The sequence below is a fragment of the Tersicoccus phoenicis genome (genome assembly GCF_001968835.1).
Taxonomy (GTDB): domain Bacteria; phylum Actinomycetota; class Actinomycetes; order Actinomycetales; family Micrococcaceae; genus Tersicoccus; species Tersicoccus phoenicis.
In genome coordinates, this window is the sequence record NZ_MRDE01000076.1 from 1 (window position 1) to 24,847 (window position 24,847).

General features: G+C 70.2%; 27 protein-coding genes. 5 read left to right on the forward strand and 22 right to left on the reverse strand.

All coding sequences use genetic code 11. The features are described from left to right. The 4 genes from BKD30_RS12930 to BKD30_RS12940 form a co-directional block, all read right to left on the reverse strand. A partial coding sequence (locus BKD30_RS12930) for a beta/alpha barrel domain-containing protein (RefSeq protein WP_076705221.1) occupies nucleotides 1–502 on the reverse strand: 502 nt, incomplete at its 3' end. Between the two features lie 15 nt (nucleotides 503–517). Next, complete coding sequence (locus tag BKD30_RS16885; protein ID WP_268874387.1) at nucleotides 518–664, reverse strand: PfkB family carbohydrate kinase; 147 nt, start codon at nucleotides 662–664, stop codon at nucleotides 518–520. A 4-nt stretch (nucleotides 665–668) separates the two neighbouring features. Next, complete coding sequence (locus BKD30_RS12935) at nucleotides 669–1,445, reverse strand: sugar kinase (RefSeq protein WP_268874388.1); 777 nt, start codon at nucleotides 1,443–1,445, stop codon at nucleotides 669–671. After that, complete coding sequence (locus tag BKD30_RS12940) at nucleotides 1,442–2,815, reverse strand: MFS transporter (protein WP_076705223.1); 1,374 nt, start codon at nucleotides 2,813–2,815, stop codon at nucleotides 1,442–1,444. Before BKD30_RS12940 ends, BKD30_RS12935 begins: the two co-directional genes overlap by 4 nt. A gap of 164 nt (nucleotides 2,816–2,979) precedes the next feature. On the opposite strand from BKD30_RS12940, the gene BKD30_RS12945 reads away from it, so the two are divergent. From BKD30_RS12945 to BKD30_RS12960, 4 genes are all read left to right on the forward strand, one after another. Further along, nucleotides 2,980–3,660: a helix-turn-helix transcriptional regulator gene (locus tag BKD30_RS12945; RefSeq protein WP_076705392.1), complete on the forward strand. Its 681-nt coding sequence runs from the start codon at nucleotides 2,980–2,982 to the stop codon at nucleotides 3,658–3,660. Nucleotides 3,661–3,913: 253 nt separating this feature from the next. Beyond that, the gene (locus BKD30_RS12950) at nucleotides 3,914–6,400 is read left to right on the forward strand and encodes a heavy metal translocating P-type ATPase (protein WP_076705225.1); all 2,487 of its coding nucleotides are present in this window, start codon (nucleotides 3,914–3,916) and stop codon (nucleotides 6,398–6,400) included. A 70-nt stretch (nucleotides 6,401–6,470) separates the two neighbouring features. After that, nucleotides 6,471–7,205, forward strand: coding sequence for a DUF305 domain-containing protein (locus BKD30_RS12955; RefSeq protein ID WP_083956480.1), 735 nt, complete (start codon nucleotides 6,471–6,473; stop codon nucleotides 7,203–7,205). Nucleotides 7,206–7,230: 25 nt separating this feature from the next. Next, nucleotides 7,231–7,869: a DUF3105 domain-containing protein gene (locus tag BKD30_RS12960; protein WP_076705227.1), complete on the forward strand. Its 639-nt coding sequence runs from the start codon at nucleotides 7,231–7,233 to the stop codon at nucleotides 7,867–7,869. Between the two features lie 29 nt (nucleotides 7,870–7,898). On the opposite strand, the gene BKD30_RS12965 is transcribed toward BKD30_RS12960, so the two are convergent. The 11 genes from BKD30_RS12965 to BKD30_RS13015 all read right to left on the reverse strand — a co-directional run bounded on the left by BKD30_RS12965 (nucleotide 7,899) and on the right by BKD30_RS13015 (nucleotide 17,875). After that, a complete protein-coding gene (locus tag BKD30_RS12965) occupies nucleotides 7,899–8,090 on the reverse strand; it encodes a hypothetical protein (RefSeq protein ID WP_076705229.1) in 192 nt (63 codons plus the stop codon). A gap of 45 nt (nucleotides 8,091–8,135) precedes the next feature. Continuing rightward, nucleotides 8,136–9,062 (reverse strand): HNH endonuclease, encoded by a 927-nt coding sequence (locus BKD30_RS12970; RefSeq protein WP_235861700.1) that lies wholly within the window; start codon nucleotides 9,060–9,062, stop codon nucleotides 8,136–8,138. Between the two features lie 247 nt (nucleotides 9,063–9,309). After that, entirely contained in the window at nucleotides 9,310–10,902 is a 1,593-nt protein-coding gene (locus tag BKD30_RS12975; RefSeq protein WP_083956482.1) for an MDR family MFS transporter, read from the reverse strand. A 130-nt stretch (nucleotides 10,903–11,032) separates the two neighbouring features. After that, nucleotides 11,033–11,491: an SRPBCC family protein gene (locus tag BKD30_RS12980; RefSeq protein WP_076705232.1), complete on the reverse strand. Its 459-nt coding sequence runs from the start codon at nucleotides 11,489–11,491 to the stop codon at nucleotides 11,033–11,035. A 56-nt stretch (nucleotides 11,492–11,547) separates the two neighbouring features. After that, nucleotides 11,548–11,775 (reverse strand): sulfurtransferase TusA family protein, encoded by a 228-nt coding sequence (locus BKD30_RS12985; protein WP_076705234.1) that lies wholly within the window; start codon nucleotides 11,773–11,775, stop codon nucleotides 11,548–11,550. 38 nt (nucleotides 11,776–11,813) lie between these two features. Continuing rightward, nucleotides 11,814–12,923, reverse strand: coding sequence for a YeeE/YedE family protein (locus tag BKD30_RS12990; protein WP_076705236.1), 1,110 nt, complete (start codon nucleotides 12,921–12,923; stop codon nucleotides 11,814–11,816). Nucleotides 12,924–13,001: 78 nt separating this feature from the next. After that, nucleotides 13,002–14,963, reverse strand: coding sequence for a penicillin-binding transpeptidase domain-containing protein (locus BKD30_RS12995; protein WP_076705238.1), 1,962 nt, complete (start codon nucleotides 14,961–14,963; stop codon nucleotides 13,002–13,004). Between the two features lie 49 nt (nucleotides 14,964–15,012). Then, nucleotides 15,013–15,885: a shikimate 5-dehydrogenase gene (locus tag BKD30_RS13000; protein WP_076705240.1), complete on the reverse strand. Its 873-nt coding sequence runs from the start codon at nucleotides 15,883–15,885 to the stop codon at nucleotides 15,013–15,015. Between the two features lie 75 nt (nucleotides 15,886–15,960). Beyond that, nucleotides 15,961–16,257: a YciI family protein gene (locus BKD30_RS13005; RefSeq protein WP_076705242.1), complete on the reverse strand. Its 297-nt coding sequence runs from the start codon at nucleotides 16,255–16,257 to the stop codon at nucleotides 15,961–15,963. Between the two features lie 88 nt (nucleotides 16,258–16,345). Next, entirely contained in the window at nucleotides 16,346–17,194 is an 849-nt protein-coding gene (locus tag BKD30_RS13010; protein ID WP_076705401.1) for an NAD-dependent epimerase/dehydratase family protein, read from the reverse strand. A gap of 75 nt (nucleotides 17,195–17,269) precedes the next feature. After that, the gene (locus BKD30_RS13015; protein WP_076705244.1) at nucleotides 17,270–17,875 is read right to left on the reverse strand and encodes a MarR family winged helix-turn-helix transcriptional regulator; all 606 of its coding nucleotides are present in this window, start codon (nucleotides 17,873–17,875) and stop codon (nucleotides 17,270–17,272) included. A 96-nt stretch (nucleotides 17,876–17,971) separates the two neighbouring features. Between BKD30_RS13015 and BKD30_RS13020 the strand changes: the two genes are divergently transcribed. Further along, complete coding sequence (locus tag BKD30_RS13020; RefSeq protein WP_076705246.1) at nucleotides 17,972–20,215, forward strand: MMPL family transporter; 2,244 nt, start codon at nucleotides 17,972–17,974, stop codon at nucleotides 20,213–20,215. 21 nt (nucleotides 20,216–20,236) lie between these two features. Here the strand turns inward: BKD30_RS13020 and BKD30_RS13025 are convergent, their stop codons facing one another. The 7 genes from BKD30_RS13025 to BKD30_RS13055 all read right to left on the reverse strand — a co-directional run bounded on the left by BKD30_RS13025 (nucleotide 20,237) and on the right by BKD30_RS13055 (nucleotide 24,730). Then, nucleotides 20,237–21,007, reverse strand: coding sequence for an anti-sigma factor (locus tag BKD30_RS13025; RefSeq protein WP_076705248.1), 771 nt, complete (start codon nucleotides 21,005–21,007; stop codon nucleotides 20,237–20,239). Further along, a complete protein-coding gene (locus tag BKD30_RS13030) occupies nucleotides 20,988–21,560 on the reverse strand; it encodes an RNA polymerase sigma factor (RefSeq protein WP_076705249.1) in 573 nt (190 codons plus the stop codon). Before BKD30_RS13030 ends, BKD30_RS13025 begins: the two co-directional genes overlap by 20 nt. A gap of 82 nt (nucleotides 21,561–21,642) precedes the next feature. Then, nucleotides 21,643–22,503 carry a class F sortase gene (locus BKD30_RS13035; protein WP_083956484.1) on the reverse strand — a complete coding sequence of 287 codons (861 nt, stop codon included), beginning with the start codon at nucleotides 22,501–22,503 and terminating at the stop codon, nucleotides 21,643–21,645. 23 nt (nucleotides 22,504–22,526) lie between these two features. Next, a complete protein-coding gene (locus BKD30_RS13040) occupies nucleotides 22,527–23,339 on the reverse strand; it encodes a DUF4397 domain-containing protein (protein WP_076705250.1) in 813 nt (270 codons plus the stop codon). A gap of 135 nt (nucleotides 23,340–23,474) precedes the next feature. Then, on the reverse strand, nucleotides 23,475–23,858 hold the full coding sequence (locus BKD30_RS13045) for a hypothetical protein (protein WP_076705251.1): 384 nt from the start codon (nucleotides 23,856–23,858) through the stop codon (nucleotides 23,475–23,477). Further along, nucleotides 23,859–24,266 (reverse strand): hypothetical protein, encoded by a 408-nt coding sequence (locus BKD30_RS13050; RefSeq protein ID WP_076705252.1) that lies wholly within the window; start codon nucleotides 24,264–24,266, stop codon nucleotides 23,859–23,861. A gap of 128 nt (nucleotides 24,267–24,394) precedes the next feature. Then, the gene (locus BKD30_RS13055; protein WP_076705404.1) at nucleotides 24,395–24,730 is read right to left on the reverse strand and encodes a cupin domain-containing protein; all 336 of its coding nucleotides are present in this window, start codon (nucleotides 24,728–24,730) and stop codon (nucleotides 24,395–24,397) included. Between the last annotated feature and the right edge of the window lie 117 nt (nucleotides 24,731–24,847).

Below are 24,847 nucleotides of genomic sequence, written 5' to 3' on the forward strand. Positions count from 1 at the left end.
CCGGATCCGGACTCCTGGTCCCCCGACGACGTCCGCCCCATGCGCGACGCCGTCGCCGCCCGCATCCGGGAAGAACTGCTGCAGCCATAGGGACTAACGGGCCCGACATGAAGCGAAACCAAAACCACGACACCGAGCGCGGCTGTTCACAGCCGACACCGGGCAGCGACGGCATCCCGGCCTCGGCGGAGGAACGCACGACCTCGACGTCGAACCCGGGGCTGACGGTGAACGCGGCGCCCGCATCCTTCGCCTGCTGCACATGTTCACCGGTGACCACGGTTCCTGCACCGACGCGCAGTCCGCGTGCGGCCGCTGCTGTCGCGACGACCCGGAGCGCCTCTACGTCTGCTGGCGTCTGCACCGGAATCTCGACCGCCTCGATGCCGAGATCCCAGGCGGTTGTGGCGACGGCGAGGCTGCGTTCGGTGCCCATACCGCGCAGGATCGCCATGAGGCGTGCGCTACCGAAGAGTTCACCGAAAGCGGAGTTGTCGGTCATGTCGGGGTCAGCCTTTCATCGTGGAGGCTCGGGGGCGAAGTCGCTCGGGGACTGCAGGACGAGGTGTGCCCGTGCGTGGCCGGCGGCCAGGCGCGCGGCAGCGTCGGAGCCTTCGATCAGCGCGGCGAGGTAGCCCGCGGCGAATGCGTCGCCTGCGCCCACCGGTTCAAGCACCTCGGTGGGAATCGCCGGGACGAAGCTGGCCCGCTCCGTGCCGTCGGTCCGTGCATACTCGGTCGCACCCCCCGGCGCCGTCCTTCACGACGAGCGTCGGCGGCTGCGGGATGAGGCGACGAACCTCGTCGGCCAGTTCACATCCCCAGAGCGTCGTCGCCTCGTCGAGTCCGACGAACACGATGTCGGCCCGGCGCGCGAGGCCGAGCAACACGGCGGCAGCCTCCCCCGGCCGCCACAGGGCAGCGCGATGGTTGACGTCGAAACTGAGGGTGGCGTCACTTGCCGCCACCCGGTCGATGACGGCGTCGACGAGGGCGGCACAGGACGGGGAGAGCGCGGGGGTGATCCCGGAGATGTGCACGACGACGGCATCCTCCAGCGGGACGTTCTCGACCGACGGCGGGCCCATCCGCGAGGCGGCCGAGCCGTACCGGTAGTAGAGCACACCGCGGCCGGGGTCCTTGAAATAGACCCCCGTCGAGGCGTCCGGGTCGGTCCGCACCCAACCGACGTCCACCCCGTGCCGTGCGACGGACCCACGCACCCGGTCGCCGAGCACGTCGGCACCAACGGCGCTGACCCATGCGGAGTACACGCCCAACGCCGCCGTGTGCGACGCGACGTTGGACTCGGCGCCGCCCACGTGCAGTCGCAATTCATCTGCACTGGCGAGCGACTCGGCACCTGCGGGAGTGATCATCACCATGCTCTCGCCGAGGGCGATCAGCCGCGGTCGAGGTGAGGTGGGTGTCGGCGTGTCCGTCATCTCGCGGCGGCCCCGGTCCTGTCGATGTCAGTGCTCCGGGTCGCCGCGAGGACGTGCAGTCGACCTGCGCCTTCGACGTCAGGGCGGACCGAGGCAACGAGCGTCGCGAGCGCACCGACCACGGAGATCACTGCGGAGTACATGACCACGGGCCAGAAGGCCCCACCCGCCGCTGCAACGAGCGCCGCGCTGATGAGCGGTGCGAAGCCGCCGCCGAGCGTGTTCGAGATCTGGTAGCCGAGGTTCACACCGGTGGTCCGCGCCTCGGGGTCGAACATCTCCACCAACATCGTCGACAGGGTGGCCTGCATCGCCACGCCGAACAGTACGAAGCCGAGGATCTGCCCGAGCCAAATCAACCACATATTGCCCGTGCTGAACAGCATGAAAGAGGGGTAGACCATCGCCGCGAAGCCGAGGCATCCGATGATGTAGGTCGTGCGACGGCCGATGCGGTCGGAGATCGCGCCCCATGTCGGAGCGACGATGATCTGGAGCAGACCCACGATCATCGTCCCTGCGAAGCCCATCCAGGCGGGTAGCTGTTTGTTGGACACCATGAAACTGAGTCCGTACGTCAGGACGACGTAACCGGCGATCGACTGCGGCAGACCGATGAGGATGCCCATGATGGCGTTCTTCGGGTGACGGAACACCTCGATCAGGGGATTCGCCTTCTTGCCGACGGCCGCGATCTGCTGGGTCTGTGTCGTGATGAACTCTTCGGACTCCTCGAGCTTGCGTCGCAGCAGGACCGCCACGATCGCCAGCACGATCGAGAAGACGAAGGGGATGCGCCAGCCCCACTGCAGGAACCAGGAGGAGGGAGTGAGGCCGAGCGCGGCCATGCTGCCACCGGCGGCGACGTTGGCGATGCCGGCGCCACTGATGAGGAAGGCACCGTAGAACCCGCGCTTGCCGGTGGGGGCGTTCTCGACGACCATGGTCGCGGCACCTCCCATCTCGCCACCGACGAAGAAGCCCTGGAACATCCGGAACAGCAGCAGCAAAAGCGGTGCCGCGATGCCGATCGACTGATCCGACGGAATCAGGCCGATGCCCGTGGTCGCGATGCCCATGCCCACGACGGTGATCATGAGCACGGTCTTCCGACCCATCCGGTCGCCCACGATGCCCCAGATGATGCCGCCGACGGGACGCAGCAGGAACCCCACGGCGAACGTGGCGAACGACGACAGTTGGGCGATGGTCGGATCGTCGGTCGAGAAGAAGACGGCGGGGAACACGGCCGCCGACGCCAACCCGTACAGGTAGTAGTCGTAGTACTCCATCAGCGTGCCGATCGAACCGCCCGCGATCATCCGCCGCTGGCGGCGGGAGAGCCCACCGCGGGTGCTTGCTCCGGTCATGAGATCTACTCCTCGATGCGTGGCCCGAAGGGGCCGGGAACGGGGCATCGCCCTACTAGGAGCCAAACTAGCGAACGGCGAACTTTCTGTCTATAGCAAAGACATTTCGTTCATGGCGGGATGGAGCAGAGACGACGAGATGGAGCAGAGTAGGAGCTGTGAACATGAACAGGCGCGAGACGTTCGAGGATGCGGCCGAGGTGCTCGAAACCTTTCGACCGGTGATGCGTGCCGTCGCCGCGGCCGGTGGCCCCGCGTGCGAGGTGGTGTTGCACAACCTCGACGGCGCGGACGTCGACCTGGGGCACACGATCGCTGCGATCGAGAACGGTCACGTCACGGGACGCGAAGTCGGTGGCCCGTCCACCAGCCTCGGACTGAACGTGCTACGAAATCGGCAGGAGGACCACGACGCGTTCGGGTACCGAGGTTTCACGGCCGACGGACGGGAACTGCGCTGCTCGAGCGTCTACTTCCACAACCGGGCGGGAGACATCATCGCTGCGCTGTGCATCAACGTCGACCTGAGCGCCCTCCAGCAGGCGCGGTCGCTGCTCGATGCGTTGCTGCCGGTGTCCGCTCATGCGGGGGCGGCGCAGCCGGACGAATACATCGGCCGCGATCTGGTGTCCGTGATGGACGGCATGATCAGTGAGGCGATCGCCGAGGTGGGAAAGCCCGTGGCGCAGATGTCCCGGGACGAGAAGATCGGCGTGCTGCAGCGACTGGACGCACGCGGCGCCACACAGATGCGCAAGTCAACCGAGACGATCGCCCTCCGCCTGGGCATCTCACGCGTCACCGCTTACGCGTATCTCGACGAGGCCCGCCGAGGCGCGAACTGACGGGTGGTTCCGGCGCGAACGCGGGTGCCGGCCACGCCCGTACCGCTGCGGCGGAACGCCGGGAACGGCGCGCGTGACTTGGACGCGCTCATATACTAAGATGTAAATATGTGAATGGGTTGGGTTGCTTCGTGGTGTCCACGATGGCGGGTGCGGTCGCGGGCGCGACGGCTTCCGCGGACCCGGTTCGACCGGGTAAGACACGGCGAGGCAACCCCACCACCACCCTTCCCGAATCTGGAGAACGGCACCCATGGCCACCGACACACAGCTCGATCTGAACACGGTGCTTCCCGAGGCATTGGACGAGAAGGACGCCTGCGTCCGACGACTTACCGCAGGTCTGCAAGCCCGCGACGGGGTCACGAGCGCCCACGTCGAGCAGGGACAGGCCGCCGCGCAGCTGTGCGTGCACTTCGAGCCCGACGTCATCAGCCTCCAGCGCATCCGTGAGCTCGCGTTCTCGCTCGGTGCTCGCGTCGACAACGACTTCGGGCACCTCAGCCTCGACGTGGACGAGGTGTCGCGCCCGGCGCCCGCCCAGTTGCTGGAGCAGAAGCTGCGCAAGGCTGCCGGGGTGGTGGAGGCGCACGTCTCCCCGACCGGTTCCGTCCGGGTCGAGTACTTCGCGGACCAGACCTCGGAACGGGAGATCGTCGAGTTGCTCGAGCGGAGCGGAACTCCGCCGCGCGTGGGCCGGCCGCAGGCCCCGGGGTCCGGTGACGGGGCGGCCGCCGAACCCGAAGTCGTGGCCCAGTCCGAGGACGCGGGCCACGACGAGCACGATCATCAACACGGTGGGATCTTCGGTGAGCGCAGCGAGTTGATCTTCGCGATCCTCTGCGCCGTGACGTTGGCGACGGGTTTCCTGCTCGGGCTGAGCTCCGCTGTCCCCGACCTGGTCTCCACCGTGCTGTACGTTGCCGCGTACTTCTTCGGCGGCTACTACACGCTCAAGGAGGCCATCCAGAGCGTGATGGCCAAACGGTTCGAGATCGACTTCCTGATGTTGGTCGCGGCTGCCGGGGCGGCAGTACTCGGCGAGCTGGCCGAGGGCGCCCTGCTGCTGGCACTGTTCAGCATCGGTCACGCGCTGGAGAGCTTTGCGATGGGACGGGCCCGGAAGGCGATCCAGGCGCTGGCCGAACTCGCGCCCGCCACCGCCATCGTCCGACGGGACGGCACGGAGCAGGAGATCCCGGTCGAGCAACTGCGGATCGGTGACACCGTGGTCATCAAGCCCAACAGTCGCATTCCTTCGGACGGCTTCGTCTCGGTCGGCCGCAGCAGTGTCGACCAGGCGGCCGTGACGGGGGAGAGCATCCCCGTCGACAAGGAACCTCTGGCGCCCGGCAGCTCGCGCAAGGAGGAGGACATCCCGGCCGAAAGCCGGATCTACGCCGGCACCGTCAACGGGCCGGGCGTCCTGGAGATCCAGGTCACTCGACTGTCGAAGGACTCCACGCTGGCGCGGGTCGTCCGGATGGTGAGCGAAGCGCAGGCACAGACCTCGCCCACGCAGCGCTTCACCGACCGGTTCCAGCGGATCTTCGTTCCCGCCGTTCTCACCCTGGTGGTCGTCCTGCTGTTCGCGGGTCTGGTCATCGACGAGCCGTTCTCCGCCACGTTGTACCGCGCCCTGGCGGTCCTCGTCGCAGCCAGCCCCTGTGCCCTGGCCATCTCCACTCCGAGCGCGGTTCTGAGTGGTCTGGCGCGCGGTGCGCGCGGAGGGTTGCTGATCAAGGGCGGTGGTCCGCTGGAGAACCTCGGCACACTGCGCGCGATCGCTTTCGACAAGACCGGCACGCTCACCGAGGGCAAGCCGGAACTGACCGACGTCGAGCCGGTCGACGGAGTGACGGAGACGGAACTGCTCAGTGTCGCCCTCGCCGTCGAAGCACAGAGTGACCACCCGCTGGCCGCTGCCATCGTCGCCGCGGCTCGTACCAAGCTGGACGGGACGCCTGCGCTCAAGGCCGACGCGGTCACCAGCATCACCGGCCGCGGCGTGAGCGCGCTGATCGACGGAGAAGAGATCCACATCGGCAAGCAGTTGCTGTTCAGCGAGATCGACGGCGCGCCACTGACCGAGCGCGTCAGCGAAACCACCGCACGGCTCGAGGCGTCGGGGCGGACGACCATGGTGGTGCGGCGCGGGAGTCGGTACCTCGGTGTGCTCGGCCTCATGGACGTCCCTCGGCCCGCGGCGCAGTCCGTCGTCGCACGTCTGCGCCAGTCCGGCATTCGGAACATGATCATGCTGTCCGGCGACAACCAGACGGTCGCCAACGCCGTCGCCCGCAAGATCGGCATCGACGAGGCGCGTGGGGATCTGCTGCCCGATGACAAGGTCAAGGCAGTGGTCGACCTGCGTACCAGGGAGCACAAGGTCGCGATGGTCGGCGACGGCGTCAACGATGCGCCGGCGATGGCGAACGCGACGGTGGGAATCGCGATGGGCGCCGCCGGCTCGGACGTGGCCATGGAAACCGCGGACGTCGCCCTCATGGCTGACGATCTGGAGCGACTTCCCTTCGCGGTGGACTTGAGCCGGAAGTCCAGTCAGATCATCCGACAGAACCTCTGGGCGAGCCTTGGTATCGTTGCCATTCTGATCCCCACCACCATCGCCGGAGCCGTCGGGATCGGAGTAGCCGTCCTGATTCACGAAGGGTCCACCTTGTTGGTCGTCGCCAACGCGCTCCGCCTCCTCGGCTACCGTGAACGTAAGAACAGGTAAGGGAGTCAGCGACGGCTTCGCTCGCGCACGGACGGGGAGTTGTGCATCCATCCGAGACCCCAAGGCAGGTATGAACGTGAACACCGTCGCTCCGACCGAAGACGACGAAGTGGAATCGGGCACCGTGACCGCGCGCCGTGCACGGCCACTGAGCGGTCGGCTGTGGTTGGCCCTCCTCACCGTCGTCGTGCTCACGGCTGCAGCGTTCTTCGCCGTCGGTCGTCTCACCGCGGGTCCCCCTCCGGTACCCAATTCGGGGCCCGACGCCGGATTCGCGCGGGACATGCAGGCGCACCATGCCCAGGCCGTCGAGATGGCGTTGGTGATCCGGGACAAGTCCACCAACCCGGAGATCCGCTCCATCGCCTACGACATCATCACCACACAGCAGCAGCAGAGCGGCCAGATGTACGCCTGGCTGGTGGACTGGGGACTGCCCCAGGCCGGATCGGAGCCGCCGATGGCGTGGATGGGAGCCGGAGCGGGCGGAACGACGAGCCAGAGCGCCGGCGGCGGCGACATGCAGGGCATGAGCCAGAGCGAGATGCAGGGCATGAGCGGCGGCGACCGCATGAAGGGCATGGCCACACCCGAGCAACTGCAACAGCTGCGCGACGCATCCGGCCCGGCAGCGGACAAGTTGTTCACCGACCTGATGATCAGCCACCATCAAGGGGGTGTGGCGATGGCGCGCGCGGCCACCAACCTGGCTGAGACCGCGAAGGTTCGCGACTTCGCAGCCAGCCTCGTCCAAGCGCAGACCGCGGAAGTCACCGCGCTCCAGGACTTGCGCGGCAGGCTCTGACCTCTCTGACGAAAGGAACCACCAGATGACCGCGACGCGGCGGAAGACCACCGAGGAACGCCGGGCGGTGCTGCAGGCCCTCCAGGCCAAGCAACGGGCCGCCGACCGGCGCAGAGCCTGGTTGATCTACGGCACCGGTGCCCTCGTGGTCGCCGCGATCATCGCCTCGGTGACCTTCGTCATCGTCGGCGAGATCAGGCAGCGTGATGCGACCCGCGCTGCTGCCGCCCGTCCCATCGAAGGTGAGCAGACCTTCTCCGGTCAATCCCGGAACCACACCACCGAACCCGTCACCTATCCCCAGACCCCGTCGACCGGAGGCGACCACGCCCCGGTGTGGACCAACTGCGGTACTTACACCTCACCCGTGGAGGAGACCCGTGCCGTGCACTCCCTCGAACACGGTGCGGTGTGGCTGAGCTACCGACCCGACCTCCCGAAGGACCAGGTGGCCAAGCTGACGGACCTGGTCGGCAGCCGAGACTACATCCTGCTGAGCCCGGTGCCGGAGCAGAAGTCGGCGGTGATGGCGACCGCGTGGGGCAAACAGCTCTCCGTCGACAGCAGTGGCGACCCCCGGCTGGCGCCCTTCCTCACGAAGTATCGGCAGGGCCCGCAGACTCCCGAGCCGGGAGCCGTCTGCACCGGCGGCGTCCAGGGCTGAGCACGTCCCCGCGCCGCGCCGTCCGTGTGTCACCACGTGGTGGCGAGCAGGGCGTCCAGCCTGGTGAAGGAGCTGTGCCAGCCCTCGGTCGAGGGCACGACGACGGCGGCCGGGAAGAGGCCCTGCCGCAAGTGCAGGATGGTACCGCCGCTGCGGCCGTCACGGAACTCGAGGTCGAGGTGGACCGGCTCGGTGAAGGTCAGGTCGTCGTGGTCACTCATGGGTGGGTCCTCTCGGGGGGTCATCCTCCACGGTAGCCACTGCGCTCAGCCGGCCCGGAAGCGCTCGAAGGAGTGCTCCAGTCTCTGCCGGTCGGGTCTCTCGCTGCGCAGTTTCGGTAGCGCCATGAGCTGCTGTCCGTGCCGTTCTTGCAAGCCGTAACGGAGCATCGGGCCGTCGATTTCATCGAGGAGGTCGGGCCGGATATGGACGGTGTAGTTGGGGTCGATTCCCAAGATCCGCGCATCGAACGCGCTGTGATGGATCTTGCACAGCGCCAGGCCGTTGGTGACCGCGGCGATCCCTTCGGCGTGGCTGTCCGGCGTGATGTGGGCGGCGTCGAGGAGCTGGCCATGCTTGAGTTCGCAGACGGCGCACCGCGTCTCGTAAGCGCGCATCACCATCGATCGGAAGACCGGCTGGTGGACGCGCGCAAGAGTCGTCCGCTCGACGTATCGCCTCAGCGCCTCTTCGGCAACGGACGCTGGCGCCACGGGGATGTCTTGTGTTCCATCGGTCGCAACGACGAACTGTTGAAGCTCTGGTTCTTCAGCCACGAGGAAGACGGGGTAGATCGCCTGGTAGTAGCCATCGCCGACGCCGTGGAACCAGATGAGTGGCTTTTGCTGCCGCATCGCTTCTCGTAGCGCTCGATTCTCGGCATGTAACGGATTCGTCCCACGCCACTTGTATCGAACTCGTCCGTCCGAGTGAATGGCGTCTTCATAGGGCCGGTTCGCGCCTTCGGGCCGATACACCGTGGTCAGTGAGAGTGCAGACCTCAGCTGACGGGGTTTACGTATGCCCCGCTGGCGGTCTCTCAGCCTGAACTCTTCGCCGTTGAATCGGAAATCGAGCAGATCCTCGGACGACAACGGGTCGGCGCCGTCATTCGAGCGGACGGTCAGCCAAGCCATTGCCTCATGACGCAGCCGGCTGTCGTCGTCATCGTCGAACAGTCCCCCGTGCTTCATAGGAGAACCCTAGCCGGGGAGGCAAGCGTTCAAACACGTCAGGGGCGTCATTCAGTGGGAAACGCTTTCGCAGGCTCGACTCGAGGCCGAGACCTACCGCGGCTGGCCGTTCTCCGGCTGACGCAGGGCCCGAGCCACGCCGGACGTAATCGGGATTCAGCGCCGTATCCCGGACGACGTGGGACCGGGCACAGCGGAGACCCGACGGATCCCGGCGGCGGTCTGCCCAGAATGCCGCCGAGGACCCTCAGTGACCCCCGCCCGCCGACGCCGGCGCCTCCCGGCGGGTGAACAGCGACAGCACCACCGCGCCGATAGCCCCGATGGCGGCCACGGTGAACGCGGTGTGCATGCCGGGCACCAGGTCCACCCGGGTGCCGGAGGCCGTCGTCGTCGTCACCGCCGCCGCGCTCATGATCGAGACGAGCAGGGCCGTGCCCGCGGCGCCGGCCACCTGCTGCAGGGTGGAGAGGATCGCCGAACCGTGCGAGTAGAGGTGCGGCGGCAGCGGGTTCAAGCCGCCCGTGAAGCTCGGGGTGAACAGGAACGACAGGCCGAGCGTGAGGACCAGGTAGAGCACCACGACGAACCAGACCGGCGTCGACGTGTCCAGCCGGGAGAACTGCCACAGCACCAGGACCAGCAGGACGGACCCGGTCACGGTCAGCGGCCGCGGCCCCACCCGGTCGAACAGGCGCCCGACGATGGGGCCCATGACCCCCATCAGCAGCCCGCCGGGCAGCACCACCAGACCGGTCACGACCGCCGGCAGGCCCAGCACGTTCTGCAGGTAGATCGGCAGCAGGATCGCCGAACCGAGCAGCATGGCGAAGGCGATGCACATGATCGCCACGGAAATGCTGAACATCGGGAACCGGAACGTGCGCAGGTCCAGGAACGGCGCGTTCCGCCGCTGCAGCTGCAGCTGCCGGGCGACGAAGAGCACGAGCACGACGACGGCGCCGATCACCGCGGCGAGCCCCATCGGGTCGACGCCACCGGCCTCGCCGATGTTGCTGAGCCCGTAGACCAGGCCGCCGAACCCGGGCACGGAGAGCACGACGGAGACGATGTCGAACCGCTGGCCGCCGCCCTCGTTCACATTGGTCAGCTTCCAGGCGCCGTAGGCCAGCGCCGCCAGCGCGATCGGCAGGACGAAGATGAACACGAACCGCCACGAGAACGCCTGCAGGATCAGGCCGGAGACCGTCGGACCCAGCGCCGGAGCCACCGAGATGACGATGGACAGGTTCCCCATCACGGCGCCGCGCCGGGTCACCGGCACCAGAGTCAGGATCGTCGTCATCAGCAGCGGCATCATCATCGCCGTGCCACTGGCCTGCACGACCCGCGCGACCAGCAGCACGCCGAAGCCGGGGGCCAGCGCGGCCAGCAGGGTGCCGGTGCTGAACAGGCCCATCGCCGTGCAGAACATGGCCCGGGTGGAGAACCGCTGCAGCAGGAAGCCCGTCACCGGGATGACGACGGCCATGGTGAGCAGGAAACCGGTGGAGAGCCACTGCACCGTGGTGGCGCTGACGCCGAGGTCGGTCATCAGCCGGGGCAGGGCGACGTTGAGGATTGTCTCGTTGAGGATGACGACGAACGCGGCGACCAGCATGGTGACGATGACGGCGACGCCGCCGGCCGGGATCCGCTCGACGGTGCCCCGTTCGCCCGGACTACTGCTGCCGTAGCCGCGGTCGCCCGGACCGCCGACCGGCCGCTGGACGGCCGATGGCGGCACGACGGGCTGCACGCCGGACTGCGGGTCGGGCTCGCAGATCACCGGGGCGCGGCCAGTGCGCGGAGCGGCGTCGTCGGGCAGGGCGGAAGGCATGAGTCGTCCTCGGGAAGAAGGGGAGTCGATGATGAGGGGCAACGCTGCCCGCTGGCTCATTCTTCCGTACGCCGTGCCGATCGGGAACCGCCGGTCCGGATCAGGCCAGAGCCGCTCGCGCGGAGTCGGCTCAGCCGTATCGGCGCTGCAGCTGCTCCAGGGTGGATCGGATGCCCCGGGCGTTCAGGGCCGGGAACCGGAGCCATTCGTAGATCCGACCCAGTCGTTGACCGGAGTAGTCCCAGGTCTCGGTGACCGCGGTCCGGTCACCGCCCAGGTCCTCGAAGGCGAACCGCCACCGGTGCCCGGCGGGGTGGCGCCACTCGATCAGCTTCCCGGGGTACAGCCGGCTGACGGAGGAGGTGATCCGGTAGGGCACGCCACGCATCCGCATCCGCACGGTGAACCGATCGCCGGGGTGCAGTTCGCGCGGCCCGATCACCTCGGGCTTGACGGTGCCCGACCCGTCCAGCTCCGCATGCCGGTGGGGGTTGGCGACGAGCGCGAACAGCTCCTGCACGGGCGCGTCGATGACGGCGCGCCGGCTGACCCGCCGGGGACCGGCGTCGACCGTGGTGATTTCACTCATCGGGCTAGTGTAGGGGTGGCCTCTGACCGGGCCCGAACCGGAGATGGTCTCCGCGCTCAAGCCTTCTGCACCGTGATCGTCCACTCCGCCGCGCCGCGCTTGGCGAAGTTCGTCACCGGGTAGCCCTCGTCGGCCGCCCACAGCGGCAGCGATTCCGTCGCCTGCGTGCAGTCGAAGTTGATCACCAGTTCGTCACCGACCGGCAGGGCGTCGATCGCCCGCTTGGCCTCCACCAGCGGGAACGGGCAGACCTGGCCGTCGGTCTCGAGAACGTGCGCAGCCATGGATGTCTCCTTCGTGAGAGTCGGGTTCGGGTGGGCCGTCAGGCCGGGACGACGCCGGCCGGCGTCGTCGTGCCGACGGAGGTACCGGCAGACGCGCCGGCCGACTTACCAGTGGACCGGCCCACCGAGGTACCGCGCCGGCCGGTGATGAAGACCTTCGTCGCCACGCCGGTGCCGAGGATCATGAAGATCAGCGACACCCAGCCCTGGTAACCGAAGATGGCGGTGTTGACCATGGCGTTGCCGATGGTGCAGCCGCCGGCCCAGGAGGCGCCGATGCCCATCAGAGCGCCGCCGGCGACGGAGCGGACCGCGGTGCGCGCGTCCGGCACCCGGAGCTTGAACTCGCCGCTGGCCTTCGCCGCGATGAACGAGCCGACCAGCAGGCCGGCGATGAGCAGCACCCCCCAGTCGACGAGGTCGACGTCGCCCGTGGTCAGCCAGGTCACCGCGTTGGCCGACGGCGTCGTGATGCCCAGCCCGGATTGCCGGCCGGTGGCCCAGCTCAGCGGCCAGGCGGCGATCGCGATGACGCCGATGACAGCGGCCGTGGCGAAGGGGTGCCACCGCTTCTCGAACAGCACGTGCGCCACCCCGGTGCGTTCCGGCGGCAGGATCGCGACGAATCGCTTCGGCCGGGTCAGATGGTGCCGGACGGCGAGGCCGACGCCCGCGACGAGCACCAGCACCAGCACCCAGGGGGAGACGCCGAGTGACTCGTACACGGTGCCGACCGGCACCGTGACGGACCGGAACGCCTTGGTGGACGCCCCGAGCGGGCCGTACTTGGCGACCGCTGCGACCAGCATGTACATGGCCAGCGCCATCCAGGAACCGACCAGGCCCTCACCGGACCGGTAGAAGGTGCCGGTCGCGCAGCCGCCCGCCAGGACGATCGCGAAACCGAAGACGAAGGCGCCCACGATGGTCGCCAGCCACGCGAAGTCCGGCGTCCTCAGGCTGATGACGCCGAACGCGTCCAGCGCGAACACGCCGACACTCTGGATAGCGACCACGACCATGAACGCCGTGAACCACCGCGTGTTGCGGGAGATCCACAGGTCCCGGAACGCGCCGGTGACGCAGAAGCGGCCCCGCTGCATGACGAACCCGAGGGCGGCACCGACCGCCAGTCCGGAGATGAGCATCCGCCGAGGTTAGTCAGCCTGCCCGTCCCCGGTCGCGTTTGTGTGAAGCCCGATGACGCCGTGCTCAGCCCATGGTCGTCACTTCGCCAACTCGGTGAACAGGCGAGCGGCGATCGGGGCGCTGGTGATGGCGCCGTGGTCGCCCTCCTCCACGAAGACCGCCACGGCCAGGTCGCCCTGGTAGGCGATGATCCACGAGTGCGTCTGCGGCGGATCCGCCGTCCCGTACTCCGCCGTCCCGGTCTTGGCATACACCGAACCGCCGGGCACGTCCTTGAGCGGATCCACTCCCCCGCCGGTGACGACGCTGCGCATCAGCGTGCGCAGACCGGCCGCCTCCGCGCCGGTCAGCGGCACGGCCGGCACGGATGATGCCGTGGCGGAGGGTGACGCGGGTGCCGACGCGGACGCCGTGGTGGCTGCCGGGTCGGAGGTGACCAACCGCGGCGTCACCGTCGACCCGCGCGCCACCGACGCGGCCATCGTGGCCGCCGCGAGCGGGGAGACCAGCACCTTGCCCTGGCCGATCATCGACGCCGCGTGGTTCGTCGCGCTGACGCCGGTGGGTACCGACCCCAGGAACGCGGCGGCACCCGTCTCGTTCGGGCGACCGACGCCGAGGCTGCCGGCCGCGGACGTGAGGCCGGCGTCGTCGACCCGGTCGTACTGGGCGATGAACGCGGTGTTGCAGCTGAACGTGATGGCCGTGCGGAGCGGGACGTCACCGAGGGCGGAGGCCGGGTAGCCGGGGAAGTTCTTGAAGGTGCGCCCGTCGACGGTGATGCTCGGGGTGCAGGGCACGGTCGTCGCGGGGGTCGCCCCGGTCCGGAGCACGCCGAGCGACGTCGCCACCTTGAAGATGGACCCGGGGGCGTACTGACCGAGCAGGGCCGTGTTGTACCCGTTGCTGCCGGGCCCGTTCGCCGCGGCGACGATCTCCCCGGTGCTCGGCCGGACGGCAACGAGCGCGCTGGCCGGTTTCTGGTCGGCGAGCAACCGTTCGGCGAGGGTCTGGACCCGCGGGTCGAGCGAGGTGCGCACGTCGGTGCCGGCCTGGGCCTGGTTCTCGAACAGCGTGCGCGGCTCACCCTGGGCCGGGACGGCCAGCACCCGGGTGCCGGGCGTGCCGGCCAGCCGGTCCTCGTACTGGGCCTGCAGACCCGACAGGCCGGCGGTGTCACCGGCCCGGTAACGCCCTCCCGAGTCGGCGACCATCTCGGCCGTGACCGGACCGACGCTGCCGAGCACCGCCCGCGCGAACGTCGCGGACGGGGCCAGGGGCAGCTGGTCGGGGACCTCGACGGCGCCGGTGACGGCGGCCGCGGCACGGCGTTCGGCGGCGTGGGTGCCGTCCCGGTAGGTGATGGCCTCGACGAAGGCCTGCGTGCCGGCGGCCTTGACCGCGGCGGCGTAGGCGGCCGGGTCGATGCCGACGGCGGACGCGACCGCCCGGGCGGCGCGGTCCTGCTCCGCCGCGGGCACCTTCGTCTTGTCCACACCGAGGTGGACGACCGGGCGGGCGGTGACGATCGGGGTGTCGCCGGCGCCGAGGATGTCACCGCGCTCGGGGGCGACCCGACGCAGCGCGAGCCGCTCCCCCGGGTTCAGGGAGGGGTCGATCAGCCCGTCGCCGTTGGTGACCGACCACTGCCCGTCCTTCCGGGCCAGCTGGGCGGTGACGGTGTACGTCCAGTCCCGGTCCGTGGCGTCGATGTCCCAACGCACGGTCAGCGCGACGTTCGCCGCGGCGCCGTCGGGCCGGTCCACCCGGTCCACCGTCACCGCGGGGGCGATCCCGCCGAGCTGTTCCGAGCGGGCGGCCAGCTGCTGGGTCACCGCCGCACCCGTGGTGCCGGTGAACGGGATCTGGTCCGCGTTGCGCGCGGAGAGGGCGGCGGCGAGCCGGTCGGCGACCGGCTGCACCGGGTCCCCGGTGTACGTGCAGGCGGACAGCGTGCCGGCGAGCAGGCCGGCGACGACGACGGCGACCGCGCGGACCGGGTGACGACGACGCCGGGCGGAGCCGGGAGGAAGCAGCATGATCCCCAGTCAAGCGCATCGGGCCGCACCGCGGGACCCGTCCACGCCGTCAATCGGCCGCGGCCCAGGCTTCGGCGGCGTCCACCTGTGCCGGGGTGGGCCGGACCCCGGTGTAGAGCTCGAACTGCGCCGCGGCCTGCAGGGCGATCACCTCGCCACCGGTGATGACGGTCTTCCCGGCCCTCTCCCCGGCCACCACCAGGGGCGTGCGCACCGGCATCGCGACCACGTCGAACACCACCCGCGCGGCGTCGATCACAGCGGGATCGAAGGAGAGGCGATCGGCGGCGTCCCCGATCATGCTGCTCCCCTCCATCCCGATGGGCGTGACGTTCACGACGACGTCCGCCCGTGCGTCCGCGCTGTCCCCGGGGTCCGCGGAGACCCGGTGGGTGAAGCCGTACCGGCTCGCGAGCGCGGACCCGGCGTCGCCGTTGCGCGCCAGGATCGTCACGTCGGTGAACCCGGCGTCGGCGAACGCGGCCGTCACGGCCTTGGCCATGCCGCCGGAGCCGCGCAGCAGCACGGAGGAGGCCGCGTCCACCCGGTGCTCGGCGAGCAGGGAGGCGATGGCCAGGTAGTCCGTGTTGTAGGCGGTCAGCCGGCCGTCGTCGTTGACGATCGTGTTGACGGAGTCGATCGCGGTCGCGGAGGCGTCTTGTCCGTCGACCAGCGGGATCACCGCCTCCTTGAACGGCATCGACACCGAGCAGCCGCGGATCCCCAGCGCCCGCACGCCACCGATCGCCGCGTCGATGTCGGTCGTCGTCATGGCCTTGTAGACGAAGTCCAGGTCGAGCTGGTTGTACAGCCAGTTGTGGAACCGGGTGCCGTGGTTGGAGGGCCGCGCGGCCAGCGAGATGCACAGCCGGGTCTCCCGCGAGAGAGCAGTCAGCGCGCGGGCGTGGGTGACGGGGTTCATCCCCTCATCCTGCCGTGCCGGCGGATCCGCGGCCGGGTGACGCTCATCGGCCGCCGTCGTCACCTGCCGCCGTCGTCACGTGTTGTCGGCACCACTCGGCAGGCTGCCGATCACGATGGCCCACGGCTGCACGGTCCGTTCGGCGATGAGGCCCTCCAGCCGGAAGGGGTCCTGGTCGAGGTCCGTCTCGACGGCTTCGGCGTTGTCGGCCTCCATGATGATCAACGCGGTCGCACCGCCGTCGGTCGGCCCGGACAGGCGCAGCCGGCCCTGCTCGTGCAGGCCGCGCAGGAAGGCCCGGTGGCGGGGCCGGTGCTCGTCCAGTCGCGCGGTGTCGTCGGCGTAGCGGTAGGTGACGGCGAACAGGGCCATCGGGAAACTCCTTCGGTCGGGGGAACACTCAGTGGGCGGAAGGGACGGTGCAGCCGGTGCACCGCCTTCATCAGCGGCCGGGAAAGCCTCAGACGTGGTCGCGCCAGGAGTGCTCCGGCGCGAAGCCGAGCAGCCGTTTGGCCTTCGCGTTCGAGAGCAGGCTCTCGTGCTCGCCGAGCTCCTTGGTGACCCGCACGTCCGGGAAGCGGGCGGCGGCCAGCTCGGCGGTGCTGCGCGACATCACACTGTCGTCGTTGGCGATCACGAAGGTCTCGTATCCGGTGTGCTGCCAGGTCAGCGCCTTGCGTACCGCCTGCGCGCCGTCGCGGCGGTCGATGTACGCCCACAGGTTCCAGTCGCGGCTGGCGGGATCGGCGTCGAACCCGGGGAACTGCGCGTAGTCCTCGACCCGCATCACGTTGGAGAACCGCAGCCCGACCATCTTCAGGTCCGGGTGCCACCGCACGAACTGGTGGGCCATCGTCTCCTCGAGGTGCTTGACCAGCGAGTACGTCGACTCGGGCCGCACCGGGTACTCCTCGTCGACGGGCAGATACGGCGGGTCCTGCGCGAAGGGGATGCCGAGCAGGGTCTCGCTGGAGGCGTGCACGATGTTCCGGATGCCCAGGCGCAGCGCCGCGCGGAACACGTGATAGCTGGCCAGGATGTTGTTCTCGAAGGTCGCGACGTCGGGCGCCAGCCCCGGAGAGGGCAGCGCGGCCAGGTGGACGACGGCGTCGAGCCCGTCGTGCCGGTCCTCGATGCCGCCGAGGACGTCCACGGTCTGGCCGTAGTCGGTCAGATCGACGCGGGCGCCCATCGCCGGGTCCGTCGGCGTGGTCTGGTCCAGAGTGATCACCCGGTGCCCGTGGGCGGTCAGGTCCTCGACGACGGCGACGCCGAGCTTGCCGGACGCCCCCGTCACCGCCACCCGCAGCGGGGTGTCCGAATGAGTGCTGGTTTCCTGGGTCACGCGCGCTCTCCTGTATCAGTCGTCGATATCACGGTGGGATCACACGCTACGGGATCGACCGGTCGGAGCCTGATTCGGCTCGTCCACCGGCCCGGCGAGCGCAGCGGCGGTCGCGTCCAGGAACCCGATCACGACCTCGCGCTCCTCGGGCGTGAGCTCCGCCGCCGGCCCGAAGCGGCGGGAATGCACCCGGCCGACGGTGTTCATCGCGGCCTCGTGGGTGCGGGCGGTGACCCGGACGGCCTGCGACCGGCGGTCGGTCGGATGAGCGGCCCGGGTGATGTGCCCGCCGGTCTCGAGCCGGTCGAGCAGTTTGGTCGTCGACGCGCTCGCGATGCCCAGATGCCGGGCGAGGGCGCCGGGGGTCACGGCCTCGTGCCGATGCTCGGCGACGATCAGGAAGTGGATCGCGCGCATGTCCGTCGCGTTCAGCCGCATGTACTGCTGGGACTGTTCGGCCAGCGCCCGCTCGACGTCGTTGAGCCGGCCCACCGCGGCCATCAGCCGGTTGATCTGCGCGATGTCGGCATCGCCGAGACCGGCACGTTCGACGAGGCGACCGTGCGGATCGCTGGCGTCGAGGTCGTAGAGGGACCCCCAAGCGTCGGGCGTCGTCCCGCTGTCGGCCGACTCCTGCTGCGCCACCCTCACCACCTCCGCCCCGATTGTAAGCGCGGCTTCCTTCTCGCCGGGCTCTTTGCTAGCTTAGCGAGAAACAAGATGGGCGAGAAAAGAGGTGTCATGAGTACGAGCGTGACGACGGCGTCGACCCGGGAGCGGCGCCCGGGTACCCGGGTCATCCGCGTGGTGCTGCCGGCCCTGCTGATCCTGATCTGGTTCGCGGCGGCCGGGGTCGGCGGCCCCTACTTCGGAAAGGTCGACGAGGTCTCCTCCAACGACCAGACGAGCTTCCTGCCCGCCAGCGCCGACGCCACGAAGGTGCAGAACCGGCTCGGCGAGTTCACCTCCTCGGATGCCCTGCCCGCCGTCGCCGTCATGACCGCGGATCAGCGGCTGACCAGCCAGCAGCTGACCGCGCTGTCCGACGCCGTCAAGGGTCTCACCGACGTCACCGGCGTCCAGCAGGGCGTCTCGCCCGTGATCCCGGCCAAGGACGGGCGCGCCGCCGAGGCGTTCATCCCGATCACCTCGTCCGGGGAGATCGCGGTCATCGTCCAGGAGGTCCGCGACCGGTTGGTCGCCGCCGCACCAGCCGGCGTGACCGTGAACGTCACCGGACCGGCCGGGTTCACCGCGGACCTGGTCGGCGCGTTCGCCGGCATCGACGGCGTCCTGCTGCTGGTCGCCCTGGCCGCGGTGCTCGTCATTCTCGTGGTCGTCTACCGCTCCCTGCTGCTGCCGGTCGCGGTGCTGGCGACCAGCCTGTTCGCCCTGTGCGTCGCGCTGCTCGTGGTGTGGTGGCTGGCCAAGGTCGGCGTCCTCACGCTCACCGGTCAGACGCAGGGCATCCTGTTCATCCTCGTGATCGGTGCGGCCACCGACTACTCGCTGCTGTACACCTCCCGGTACCGGGAGGAGCTGCGCTCGAACCCGGACAAGGGCGCGGCCACGCTGGTCGCCTGGCGCAGCGCCGTCGAACCGATCGTCGCGTCCGGCGGCACCGTGATCGCCGGGCTGCTGTGCCTGCTGCTCTCGGACCTGAACTCGAACAAGTCGCTGGGCCCGGTGGCGGCCCTGGGCATCGTGTTCGCCATGCTCGCGGCCCTGACCCTGCTGCCGGCGCTGCTGTTCGCGTTCGGCCGGGCGGCGTACTGGCCGCGACGGCCGGTGTACGAGGTGGCGCACCAGCACAACGCGATCGACCCGCGGGGCCTGTACGCCCGGGTCGGCCGGCTCGTCGCCCGCCGGCCGCGGACGGTGTGGATCACCTGCGTCGTCCTCCTGCTCGCCGGGGCGGCCAGCATCACCGGGTTGCGCGCGGACGGCGTGCCACAGAGTGACCTGGTGATCGGCGCGTCCGACGCGAGGGACGGCCAGCGCGCCCTGGCCGAACACTTCCCCGCCGGGTCCGGCTCGCCCGCCTCGGTGATCGTGGCCGAGAGCGACCTGCAGCGGGCGGCGGACGTGCTGCTGGCCAACGACGGCGTCGACGCCGTGACCGTGACCAGCGCGGACTCCCCGTCCGGTTCGGCGCCCGTGACCACCGCGGGCATCGGCGCGGTCGGACCGCCGGGCACCCCGGCGCCGGAACCGACGGTCGTCAACGGTGACGTCCTGCTCCAGGCCACGCTCACCGCCGCCGCGGACAGCGCCGCCGCCGAACGGACGGTGCGCTCCCTGCGGTCCGACCTCGCCGGTGTCGGCCTGGTCGGCGGGGAGACCGCGACGGCGATCGACACCAACGACACGTCCATCCGCGACCGCACCCTGATCATCCCGCTGACCCTGGCGGTGATCCTGCTGATCCTGATGCTGCTGCTGCGGGCGGTGGTGGCCCCGGTGCTGCTGATCGCCACGACGGTGCTCTCGTTCGCCACCGCCCTCGGCGTGTCCGCCCTGGTGTTCAACGAGGTCCTGCGCCTGCCCGGTGCCGATCCGTCGGTGCCCCTGTTCGGGTTCGTGTTCCTGGTGGCGCTGGGCATCGACTACAACATCTTCCTGATGACCCGGGTCCGCGAGGAGTCGGCCCGGCACGGGACCCGGCCGGGGATCCTGCGCGGGCTGGCCGTGACAGGTGGCGTGATCACGTCGGCCGGTGTGGTGCTGGCGGCCACGTTCGCGGCCCTGGCCGTGATCCCGGTGCTGTTCCTGTTGCAGATCGCGTTCATCGTGGCGTTCGGGGTGCTGTTGGACACGTTCGTCGTCCGGACGCTGCTGGTCCCGGCGCTGACCTACCAGATCGGTCCGGCCATCTGGTGGCCGGGCCGGCTCTCCCGTCCCGCAGGCCGGCACGCGGCCGAGCCCGTCGAGGCGGATCACGAGCACGCCGACGCCGACACCGTCCCCGCGCCAGCTCGTCAATAGCGAGTTGGCGGAGGGGAGACCTCAGAAGGTCAGCGACCCGCGGAGGATCGAGTCGCCCGAGTGGGTGGGGATGCCGTCGTAGGGCTCGTCGGAGATGTCGACGGTGGAGAAGTCGCGCACGTTCAGATTCGTCGGGACGGGCAGCTGCCCGGAGCGGCCCTGCAGGGTGCCCAGACTGACCATCCGTTTGCCGTCGCGGGCGATCAGCCACACCTCGGTGTAGCCGCGGACCTGGTCGGCGCTGATCCGCACGCGCAGGTCCGTGCTGCCGTCCGCGGCGCGCTGCAGCTCGGCGGTGCCCGAGGTGGCCTGCGTGCTCAAGGGTGCCAGCCGTGCGGTGGCGACGACCGTCTCGCCGTTGCGCGCGCCGACCCCCCAGACCACCGCCAGGATCACCAGGGCGGCCACGACCGCGCCGGCGAGGAAGCTCCAGGTGCGCGCGCCCGGACGCCGGCGACGCCGGCCGGGGCCGCGGTCGGCGTCGCCCCGGCCGCCGGGACCCCGATCCGAGCGCTGCTCGGGTCGCCCGGCTGCAACCGCACCGGAGCGGGACGGCGAGGTGTGCGCCGGAGACGGCGGAGTCTCGTCCATCCGGGACCGGATCCGGTCCCACACGCCTTCGCCGGGGGCGTCCGGCTCGGGGCCGGTCCATCGGACCGCACCCACGAGGGCCCGGAGTTCCTCGAACTCGGCCCGGCAACCGGCGCACCCGTTCAGGTGGGCCCGCGCGTCGTCGTCGGGCTGCTCGCCCAGGGCGAGGAGAGCGATGTACTCACCATCCAGATGCTTCACGGCTCTCCTCCATCCGTCGTCTCAGGTCGAGCAGTCCACGGCGCAGGTGGCTCTTCACCGTACCGAGCGGCACCCCGGTGCGATCGGCGATCTGCCGGTGGGTGAGGTCCTCGAAGAAGGCCAGCCGGAGGAAGGAGAGCGGCGGGTCCGGCAGGGTGGCAAGCGCGTCGCGGACCACCAACCGGGTGACCGCGGCCTCCACCTGGTCCTCGGTCGGTTGCCCCGCGTCCGCCTCACGCTCAGCCAGGTCGGCCGTCCGGTCCCGGTCGGCGGCGGCTTGCCGTGCCCGGTCGGCGATCACCCGCCGGGTGATGCCGATGATCCACGCGGGCAGCACCGCCCGGTCGGGGTCGAAGCTCGCCCGGTATCGCCAGGCACGCACGAACACGTCCTGCACGACGTCGTCGGCCAGGTGCGGATCGCGGACGGCGTGCAGCGCCAGTCCGCGGACGACGCCGCCGCAGTGCCGGAAGGCGCGTTCGAGCACCTCCGGGTCGCCCTCCCGGAACCGCGGATCGGCCGCGGCATCCCACACCGAGGCGGTGTGCGTCATCCCGTCTCCCGTGCTCGACCGCCCCGATCGGTGCTCCCGGGGCCGCGCCCGTGCCTGTCTGCCCGTGAGTATACGGAACGGCTCACCGAGCGGGTTCAGCGGTGACGACGACGTTGTCACGGTAGTCCTGCCGGTCGGGCAGCCACGGCCCACCGCAGGTGACCAGGCGCAGCACGGGCGATCCGTCGCGCCGGAAGAGGTCGGTGGCGCCCAGCCGGGCCTTGGCGACCGCATCGACGGCGCGAACCCGGTAGGGCAGGACCGCGCCGGTGCTGAGCACGACGTCGACGGCGTCCCCGGGCTTCAGGTCCTTGATCCGGTACAGCGGGGTCTTGCCCCACGGCGCGTCGACGTGCCCGGCGAACACGGCGGACCCGCCCGGGTCCCCGGGTGCCGGCCCGTACCGGTACCAGCTGGCCCGGCCCGGAGTCTGCGGGATGGCCATGGCGCCGCGCCCGTCCACACCCATCGGGTCGACCGGCAACGCCAGATCCTGAGCGGGAGCGCGGAGCTCGACCGGGATCGTCGCGGCGCGCGGCGGTCGAGGCGTGGCCCGGGTGAGGGGCACCTTGCCCAGCACGGGTGACCGCGGAGCAGCGTCCGACCCCGGCGGGGAAGCGGACGCCGGCCGGGACGACGGGCCGGAGCCGGATGAGGTGGGGGACTCGGACGTGCTCGGGGACGCGGACGGTGCGGTCACCACCAGCCCGCTCGGATCACCGGGCTCGGCCGGTGGCAGTGCGGCGACGGAGGTCGAGGCGAGCAGGGCCAGCCCGGCGACGCCCAGGGCGGCCGACCCGCGGGTCAGGCGCAGGGGTGGCCCGGCGGCCGGTGACACGCGGGACCGCGCCGGTGCACCCGTCCGGGGCCGTCCGGGGTGGAAGGGGCGACCCTGCCGGTGCTTCGGGGGCCGTGCACCGGCAGGGTCGGTCGGGGAGGTCATGGGAGTCGGATCGCTCCGGGGTGTCAGGCCCGGGAGCGCGCGGCGCGGCGGGACAGCACCAGGGCGCCGGCCACCGCGGCGAGCCCGGCGACGGCCCCGACCGCGAGCCCGGGAGACGGTTCGGCGGCGGCCCCGGTGGTGCCCGCGGGCACCCCGTTCGGGTTCTGCTGCATGCCGCCCACGGTCTGGGTGGCCAGGGCCAGGTCACCCTTCGCGGCCGAGCCCCAGGCGTACACGATCGTCGTCGTGCCCTCGCCGAGGGACAGATCGGCGGGTCCGAGCACCGGCTTGGTGGTGCCGGCCAGCGCCACCGCGGCGGACACCGTTCCGGCGGGCACCTCGAGCGAGGCCTCCTTCGGGTTGGTCAAGCCCTTCACCACGGCCTTGCCGCCGGCGAGGACGTCGACCGCGGGGGCGGCGGCGACGTGCCGCACCGTCAGTCGGGCCTGGCCCGCCGGCACCATCGAGGTGTCGTTGGCGAACAGGTTCGCGGTCGGCTTCCCACCGGCATCGAGGTTCGCGACGGCGGTGTAGTCGCCACCGGCCTTCAAGTCGGCCTTGACCGGGCCGATGATGGGCGAGGAGGCGTTGGTGGCGTTCGCCGCCGTGATGGCCAGTTGGTGGGATCCGGCGGGCACTGGCAGGGGTCCGGCGAGGGTGCCGGGGGTGAAGTCGTTGAGCGTGAGCGCGCCGTCGACGTACACGTCGACCGTGACGCCCGGCACGGCGTGCAGCACGGACAGTCGCGCATCGGACGCCGCGTTCGCGGGAGCGGCCGAGGCGAGAGTGCCGAAGCCGAGGCCGAGGACGGCGACGGCGGTGAGGGTCTTGCGCATGATGGTTCCTCCGGGAGAAGGGAACCGGCGCGTGAGCCGGTCCGAGTGAGACGGGACACACCTGCTACCGGTGCCACCGCCCTCCCGGATGCAACCGCCCTCCCAGATCATGCAGATGGCGGTGGGCCAGCGCCCTTATACGCCGAACCTGGGGAGGCTGCCAGTCCACCTGACACCGGGATGGCGGCTGGACAGTCGTGCGAGGAGTGGGTCGTCGTCTTCAACGCCAGGATCGGACGGTTCCACCAGATCGCCGATGACGAAGCCCCTCGCGGTCATCGTGGCGTCGGCAGTGTGCTCATCGCCTTCGAGCAGGTGACGCACGAGGTAGACCCGCCCGGCCGTCCGGCCATCCCTGTCCTGGTACACGATCCCGATCCGCTCGTCATCGAGGGGCTCCGCCTCGATCGGAGCGACGCCGTCGAGCACGCTCGCGCTGGTCCGGTCGAAGGCTCGGCGAAGGGCCTCGGCCCATCTCTCTGATTGCACTGACCCGGGCTTCCCGAGAGACTTGCCCACCTACTGCAGCTCCGCCGTCGCGTCTTCGGCCTGCATAGCGGTCCGCTGGCTGGACACCGTGGTGGCCTCCACGGCGCTGCCCACGGGCAGCTCGTCGTAGCTGAGGTAGACGGAGTCGTATGAAGTCGCCGCCCGCGGCGGGTTGCTGACGACCAATCCGCCACCCGACGATCTACCGGGGATGGCCGACGCGACGGGCAGCGGGGTCTCTTCCGAAGTAGCAGCCGGGTTGGTGCTGTCCCTCGGGCCGATGAACGAGGCAGTCAGCGCCATGGTCACCCAGGATGGGCAGAGAGTCGGGCCCACGCAGTAGGCGGTCTTGACACCGAGCACGCCGTTGACGGTGCGTCCGTAGTAGCTGCTGACGTAGGCCTTGTTGGTGACCGCGCGGACAGGCTGGGTCCGCACGGTGTAGCACCAGCGGGTACCGATGAGGCAATTGACCTGATTTGCATAGGCCTGCGAGACCCAGTCCGTTCCTTCGCCACGGTCTGACAAGGGGTCGAGTTGACTCGTCAGAAACCTCCGCAGTGAGGTCAGCGGTCGATCTTGGCGACGGTCAGCAGCACGACGGCGTCCTCCACCGCGGTCAGCGCGTGTCGCGCATCCGGCACGATCAGCAGGTCCCCGCGGGACCCGCTCCACTGGTCGTCGCCGGCGCTGAGCACCACCCGGCCGGTGAGCACCTGCACGGTCGCCTCCCCGGGATTGTTGTGCTCGCTCAGTTCGGCACCGGCGCGCAGGGCGATGACGGTCTGCCGGAGCACGTGCTCGTGCCCGCCGAACACGGTCCCACCGCTGCGGCCGCTGGATGACGCGAGCGCCTCCTCGAGCTGATTCCGTGCCAACGCGGTCAGCGACATCTTCTGCATCATGGGCCCGCCTCTCCCGGTTCCGGAGCGTTGACCTCACGGTAGCAAGCGCCACCCCGAGCGGGAACGGCCCGCGAGAAGGGCCGCCAGGGCCGGCGGCACGCCGCTGGGCCCGCC